5 protein-coding genes are annotated in these 6,855 nt (G+C 68.1%); 3 read left to right on the forward strand and 2 right to left on the reverse strand.

What is annotated here, in order from left to right:
• Window positions 1-6: 6 nt before the first annotated feature.
• Window positions 7-2,820, reverse strand: coding sequence for a helix-turn-helix transcriptional regulator (locus AOZ06_RS18170; RefSeq protein WP_083471773.1), 2,814 nt, complete (start codon window positions 2,818-2,820; stop codon window positions 7-9).
• A 1,255-nt stretch (window positions 2,821-4,075) separates the two neighbouring features.
• Between AOZ06_RS18170 and AOZ06_RS18175 the strand changes: the two genes are divergently transcribed.
• Window positions 4,076-4,495, forward strand: a complete 420-nt coding sequence (locus tag AOZ06_RS18175; protein WP_054290496.1) for an enediyne antibiotic chromoprotein — start codon at window positions 4,076-4,078, stop codon at window positions 4,493-4,495.
• 235 nt (window positions 4,496-4,730) lie between these two features.
• Here AOZ06_RS18175 and AOZ06_RS18180 read toward each other — a convergent pair whose 3' ends face one another.
• Complete coding sequence (locus AOZ06_RS18180) at window positions 4,731-5,075, reverse strand: PadR family transcriptional regulator (RefSeq protein ID WP_054290497.1); 345 nt, start codon at window positions 5,073-5,075, stop codon at window positions 4,731-4,733.
• 158 nt (window positions 5,076-5,233) lie between these two features.
• On the opposite strand from AOZ06_RS18180, the gene AOZ06_RS18185 reads away from it, so the two are divergent.
• Together AOZ06_RS18185 and AOZ06_RS18190 are read left to right on the forward strand one after the other, a co-directional pair.
• Window positions 5,234-5,707, forward strand: a complete 474-nt coding sequence (locus AOZ06_RS18185) for a hypothetical protein (RefSeq protein ID WP_054290498.1) — start codon at window positions 5,234-5,236, stop codon at window positions 5,705-5,707.
• A gap of 112 nt (window positions 5,708-5,819) precedes the next feature.
• Window positions 5,820-6,692, forward strand: a complete 873-nt coding sequence (locus AOZ06_RS18190) for an alpha/beta fold hydrolase (protein ID WP_054290499.1) — start codon at window positions 5,820-5,822, stop codon at window positions 6,690-6,692.
• The last annotated feature ends 163 nt before the right edge of the window (window positions 6,693-6,855 follow it).

Consider the following 6,855-nt stretch of genomic DNA (forward strand, 5'->3'; position numbering starts at 1 on the left):
GTGGATTCAGTTCTTCGGGTTGGTCAGTTCGATACGCGATCCGATCTCCAGCTTCCGGAATATCTGGCGAAGGTGGTAGCCGACGGTGTGCGGCGAGACGAACAGGTGGCCCGCCGCCTGCCGGTTGGTCAGTCCTTTCGCGACGAGTGTCGCCACCTTCCGCTCGGTGTCGGTCAGGCTGTCCCAACCGGTCACCGGACGCTTGGTCTGCTTCCAGTTGCGACGCCGGACACCGAGGGTGCGCAGCCGCCGCGTGACGCGCGCGGCGTGCCACGTCGCACCGATCTCGGAGTAGGCGTCCATGGCTTGGTCGAGTTGCTCGACCGCGGCCTCACGGTCCTCATCGCACAGTGCGACGCCCAGGTCCTCACTGGCGAACACGCGGCACATCGGATCCACGTGTTCCCGTGCCACCCTTGCCAGCGGTGCTGTCCCGCCGTCCAGCAACGCGCGGGCGTGCCACGCCGAGTACCGCAACGAGACCAGGCTCGGGTTGGCCTGGCTCAGTGCTTCCGCGGTATCCACAACGGACTCAGCGGTCCGTTCGCTGTGGTGTTCGGTTGCCACGCGGACGAACCACGCGGCGGCGGCCGGGTCCTCCAGCAGGACTTCACGCCGGATGCCCGCGTCAGCCCGCACAGTGGCCAGCACCTCGTGCAGCGCCCCGGACTCGCCGGTGGCCGCGGCGACCATGCCGCGGGCGAGCAGACTGGCCGCCCACCAAGGTCGTGCGTCCTCACGGGCCAGCAAGTCGTTCACCTGACTGGTGTGCCGAGCGGCGGCGACGAGATCTCCGCGGTGCAGCGCGACCATCGCCAGCACGGTGGCGGCCTGTGGCGCGTACAGCGGCATGTCGTAAGTCTGGGCCGCGGCCAGGCCGCGACCGGCCACTCTTGCCGCTTCGTGCAAATCTCCTTCGGCGAGCAGGATGGCCGCGGACAGCATGGCGGGCACGCCCGCGATCACGCAGCCGATGTCACCGCCGCCCGACTCGATCCGCGCGAGCAGGTCCTTGGCCTCGTCGAGACGACGTGCTCTGGTCAGCAGGCTGACTCGTAGCCAAGTGGGGTTGCTGAACCAGGCGCCGTCGCTGGTGTCGCTGTCGGTCAGGTCGAGCGCTTCGTTGACTTGCCCGTTGCGCCAACGGGAGAGCGCGAGCACCGCGCGCGCGGCGGTGGAGACCGCCGGGGTGAGCTGCTGGTTGCCTGCCAGCAGTTCACCGGCCCGGCCCATCGCCGCGCGTTCGTCCGACAAGGACTCGGCGGTCAGCCGGAGAACCTCGACCTGTTCCCGGATGGGGTCCACACAGGACGGTGAGTCGAGCAGCCGCTTCGCGCTCGCCGTGGCCGCCGCTGCCTGGCCGCGCAGGAACAACGCTGTCGCCAGCCAGCGGTGCAACGCCTGGGTCTGCGGAGTGTCGGCGTTCGTGTTCTCCAGCGCCTGGCGGCAGAACCGGATCGCGGCGGGCAACGCGCCCGACCGGGTGAAGGCCTGCGCGGCGATCGCGGCGAGTTCGAGGTACGCCGGGGTGTCCGCGCCGCACAGGCGCATCCCGCCGGTCGCCAGGCCGGCGGCGCGGGCGGGGTCGGTGGCCAGCAGCTCGGCGGAGACCTCGGTGAGAACCCCGATCGCCTCGGCGTCGCCCGCGACCGCGCCCTGTGCCAGGTGGACGGCCGCGTTCAGGCGCCCGCCCGGCCGGTCCATCAGGATCCGCGCGGCCTGCTGGTGCAGCATCACCCGGATGGGCTTCGGCACGGTTTCCAATGTGGCCTGCCGCAGCGGGGCACTGCTGAACGCGAACGAGTCCGCGTCGACCGCCACCAGGCCGCTGCGCATCACCTCGTGGATGAGCGGCAGCAGTTCGGCCGGGGACTTGCCGAGCATCGCCGCCAGGTCGACCGGCGCGAACTCACGGCCGAGCACGGCTGCCACCTGCAGCAGCTGCCGTGTCGGCGCGTCGAGCGCGTCGAGCTTGGCGGTGACCATGGTGACGAACCGCTCGGGCAGCGCGGGTTCGGCGGGCAGTTCCACCGCGCGCAGGCCCGGGACGGTGATCGCGTTGACCGCGGGGCGCCGCGCCAGGTCGGCGACGCCTTCGGTGATGTCGACGTCCTTGTCGTCCACGAGCCCGCGGACGAGTTCCACCAACGGGCCGGGAATGGTGACGCTCTCCAATATGGACAGCAACGCCCGCGACGGCTCGGCCCCGAGCAGATCCGCTGCCACCGAACGAATCGCCGCGGGGGCGAGCGGTGGCAGCTCGGGTAACTGCTCGGCTTCGGTGATCTCGTGGCCCAGCAGCGCTGTGAGAGCGGCCCGGTTGCCGGGCGGGCAGGACAGCAGCCACACCACCGACTGCGTGCGCAGCTTGGTCATGAGTGCACGCACGGTGAGCATCACCGTCGGGCCCGCGCGGTGGATGTTGTCCAGCGGGACCAGCACGGGGCTGTGCAGCAGCAGGTCCGCCAGCTGCGCGTACGCCTGATTGGCGTGCGTCGACGCGCCCTCCGGAACGGGGATCAGTTCGGTCCCCGCCGCGGGGGCGCTGGGACCGGCGGTGATCTTCTCCGGCCTGCCCAGCTGTTCGTACACGCCGGTGAAGGTGGTGAATCCCTGACTTTCCGCCAGCTCGGTCGCCTTGGCGAGCAGCCGCGTCTTGCCGCTGCCCGGCGCGCCCTCGACGACGACCGTCGTCGACCGCCCCGCGCTCGCCACCCTGCGCAGTATCGTCGTTATTTTTTCCACATACTCATCCCGGCCATGGACGGCCGCCAGACCGTAATGCCCGGAATAGATGGTTTGCAGGCTCAGCTTCGCCACGATCCTCCCCCACGGCCCCTTGCGTGGAAGTCACTGTCACCGGGTACCCCCAAGTACGCCGAACGACACAGCCCTATTCCGTCCTCGTGTTCACCCGGCTCACTGTCCTGCCCGCCTGCTGACAGTGTTTCCCCAGCGGGTGATCGACAACATTGTCGCACGGTACACCAGTGGCGGAACGCGCCGGAGTCTTCCTCAGGGGGAGTGCGCAGTCAAGCTGTCACGGGCCGATCCGGTGCTGATTCCCCCGATTGTCGGTGTACTCCTCTGGAGGGTTACCAGGCGTGTGTGCGTGGTATTGACGGTCGGCGGCGCGTGCCCGTCGTGCCGCGGGTTAAGTGTGCGCTGAAGCCACTCGCCAGTGGGTTCCGCATTGCGATACCACACGCCACTCGAGGATCGATCCAATTGTGCCGGGGACCCGGTTTCGCCGCGGTCCGGTAAATGGCGTACAGCACGCGTGTGCGCCCGCGCGAAAGCAAGTCCCCAGTCCCACATGATCGGCAAGTTACCGGAGGGAAAGTGAGCACCTCAAGTGTAAGAGCGGACCTAGCAGCCACCCGGCGGACCGGGGCCGCGTGCGGTCGGCGGGCGCGGCAGTTCCGTCGGCTTGCTTTCATGTCGTCTGCCCAGCTCAACCGCGTTGCCGGTGCCGAGTTCCGCGCTGCGGTGGCCGCTATTTCGGCGTAATGTGGCACGCGCGTCCAGCATTGGCTCCGCCGGGCTCGGCGGTTCCTGTGAACGGAATGTTTACTTTGTCCTGCCGAATGTAAAACCCGGACCGGATGTCGTCACCCGTTCGGCCTAGTGACAGTCGTGGTCGTCTCTGGTTGGGAATGGCGTGGCTGATTTGTCGCAACTGCGGACATGGTTTTATCGGCGGGTATGGTCTCGTTGTCCGCTCGAATTGTGCTGGTGGGACTTCAACGTGTCCCCGGTATCGCGGCGCGTTTGACACGTTGATCACCGTTGCGATAGCGTCGTTTTATGTGAGGCGCTGACGGGGCAGGGTTCGCGAAGGTCCTTGAGGGACCGATCCCCCCATTGCCGGAATGAATGCCGTCTCGTGTCCACGGCTCCGGCTTTCTTTTCCCTGTTGTTCCCCGGCCTCTCCCGGTTGCGCCGAGGTGCCCCCCACACCTCGGCGCCGGCCGTGCCGTTCGTGAACGAATGCCGTGCCGATCCGGTTCGCCGCATCCGGCGCGGTTGTCAGGAAAACTGTTGCACCTCATCGGAAAGGTAATCGGTACTCTTGATGAAGTTCAGGAAGTTCGGAATCGCCGCCGCCGCCATCGGTCTCGCGGTCGCCTTCAGCCCGTCCGCGCTGGCCGACGCCCCGTCGGTGACCGCGACCCCGTCCACCGGTCTGGCCGACGGCCAGACCGTCTCCGCGGCTGTCGCCGGGTTCGCGGCGGGCGAAGAAGTGATCGTCGCGCAATGCGCGCAACCCGGTGGGGTCATCGTCTGCGACTGGGCCAACACCAGCCGGTTCAATGTCGACGATTCGGGAAGCGGTTCCGGCGCGTTGGTGGTGCACGCCGCCTATCAGGGCACGACTCAGACCGGCGAGCCGTACGGAACCGTGGATTGTGCGACCGTCGAAGGAGGGTGCAAGGTCGGCGCCATTAACGCCACCTACACCACCCTCGCTGCCACGCCGATCTCATTCGGTTGACAAGGCCATAAAACCGCGCGAGACACCACGTTCCGCTGACCGGAACGCATTCGCCGACCTGTGTGTTCACCTGTGAATCAATGCCGGCGACGCGGCCAATCGGTCGCGTCGCCGGCATCACGCCGAGCGTTGCAATGTGGCGAGTATTCGGTGGTGGGCAATTTCTCGACTGACCGCGCGTGCGGTTGCCGGTGTGCGGCCCGAGAGCGTGTGTCCGTTATGTCGGAACTATGGATCACGTGCGGTTGTTCGTGTCAGCCGCGCCGCCGAACAACACGGCTGACATCGTGCGCGCGACCTCCCGCCACGTCCGCTGGTTGTCCGACAGCGCTCGCTCGCCGGCCGGGGTGATGGCGTAGACGCGCTTCTTGCGACCGCCGTGCGACTGCCAGTCGCTGCTGACCAGGCCGGCCGCCTCCAGCCGGTGCAGTGCGGGGTACACGGTGCCGGACGGCAGGTTCACGTGCCCTTCGCTGCGCTCACGCAGCGTCTCGATGATGGCGTACCCGTGCAGCTCGCCGGAGCTCAGTACAGCGAGCAGCATGCCGTTCAGATTGCCTTTGAGTAGCTCGGCTCGCATATCAAGGGATGCTACCCATAATCGGCGGCCGTGGGATGGGTCCGTGTCGGCCCAAAATCAAGCGCTTGTCGAGCGGGTGCCCGCAACGTGGTTACCATGGCAGGCTTTCCTGAGTTGTCCACTGTGGACATGATGTCGCCGCCGGGCGGTGGCGCGCCGTGCTGAACATGCCGGGACGCGGGTGGCTGTGGGGAATCAGGCGGCCCGCGCGTACGCGGACGGGCGCCATCATCATGGTGGTCACGTCGGCAGGCGAGACGCTGTCGCAGCTGCGTGACGTCGTCCGCATCGCCGCCCGGTCCGGCAGGCATGTGGTGCTGGCGTTGCCGATGCCTGCCACCTGGGGATTCGAGATCATGGGGCCAGTGCCCGCACACCAGAACGACGACTACGAGATCGACTGGTTCCTCACGGTCGCGCCGCTGATGACCGGCGTCTCGTGGGACATCGAACCGGTGTACGGCAGCGTGATCAAGCTCAGCCGGGTGCTGGCGGCACGGCACATGGCCGACACCGTGCTGCTGTCGGCGCGGCATCCGTTGCGCTGCTGGTGGTGGTCGCGACGGCTGGGCGGGTACGTGCGCGTGCTGTCGATGCGCGAGTGGATCCGTGCAGAGCTCGGCGGGGACTGAATCGCCTGGCATTCCAGCGCACCGGTGATCTGATCCACTGTCTGTGCCCGGTCACCGGGACGACCGGTACAACTGTCGCCATCGCAACCCGCGAGTGCGCGAGAGGGGAACCATGGCACACATCCAGGGTGAGCCGGTTCTCGTCCCCGCCGGGGACGGGCGCGAGTTGTACGCCCAGGTGCTGCCGGGGCCGGGGACCGGTCCGGCCGTTGTCTTCGAGGCCGGAGCGGCCGCGTCCCGCTCGACGTGGGCGTTGGTCCAGCCGCTCGTCGGCGAATGGGCGCGGGCGATCGTCTACGACCGCTCGGGTCTCGGCCGCAGCGCGCCCGATCCGCGGTCACGCACGTTGCGGCGGATGGCGGACGACCTCGGGCGGGTGCTCGACCACTTCGAACCAGGGCCGTTCATCCTCGTCGGGCACAGCGCCGGTGGCCCGATCGTGCGCGTCGCCGCGGCTGACCGGCCCGAGCGGATCACCGGGCTCGTGCTGGTCGACCCGACCGACGAGGCCGCCGATGTGCTGTTCAGCCCGGGCTTCCGCAAGCTGGAGCGGGTGGCCATCAAAGTCAACCTGGCGTTGGCGCACACGGGTTTGCTCGGTGTCGCGTATCGGGGCATGGCCAAGGCGCTGCCCGCCGACGCGGCCCGCGACGTCCGCCGTGAGGGGTTCACGGCCGGAATCGTCCGCACGCACGCACAGCAGGCCCGGACGTTTCTCGACGAGCTGGCGGCATTCCGGGAAGACACACCCGAGCTGGGGGAGCTGCCGACAACGGTGATCTCGGGAAAGCTCGCCGGAGGTGGGATGAACGCACGTCTGCGCGCCGCCGCCAACGCCTCGCACGCGTTCCGCGTGGCGCAAAGCCCGCGGGGCAGGCATGTCTTCGCCGAGAGGTCCGGCCACCACGTCCCGGTCACCGAGCCCGAGGTGATCGCCGATGCGATCCGTCGGATGGTCGACGGCGGGAACCGGCAGGGCGGCTGACCGGCGCCGCACCCTAATGCACCCGGTACTGAAATGGCCAGGGTGCGGTAGACCACGGAATTCTCGCACCGCACGCCCCGGCTGGCGACTTGTCCCTGAGTGTCGGCGCTGGTTAGCCTTACCTAAGGTCATTTAGCCTTACCTAAGTGTGGAGGAGAGGTCT

The organism is Kibdelosporangium phytohabitans (genome assembly GCF_001302585.1).
In the GTDB taxonomy this organism is placed as follows: domain Bacteria; phylum Actinomycetota; class Actinomycetes; order Mycobacteriales; family Pseudonocardiaceae; genus Kibdelosporangium; species Kibdelosporangium phytohabitans.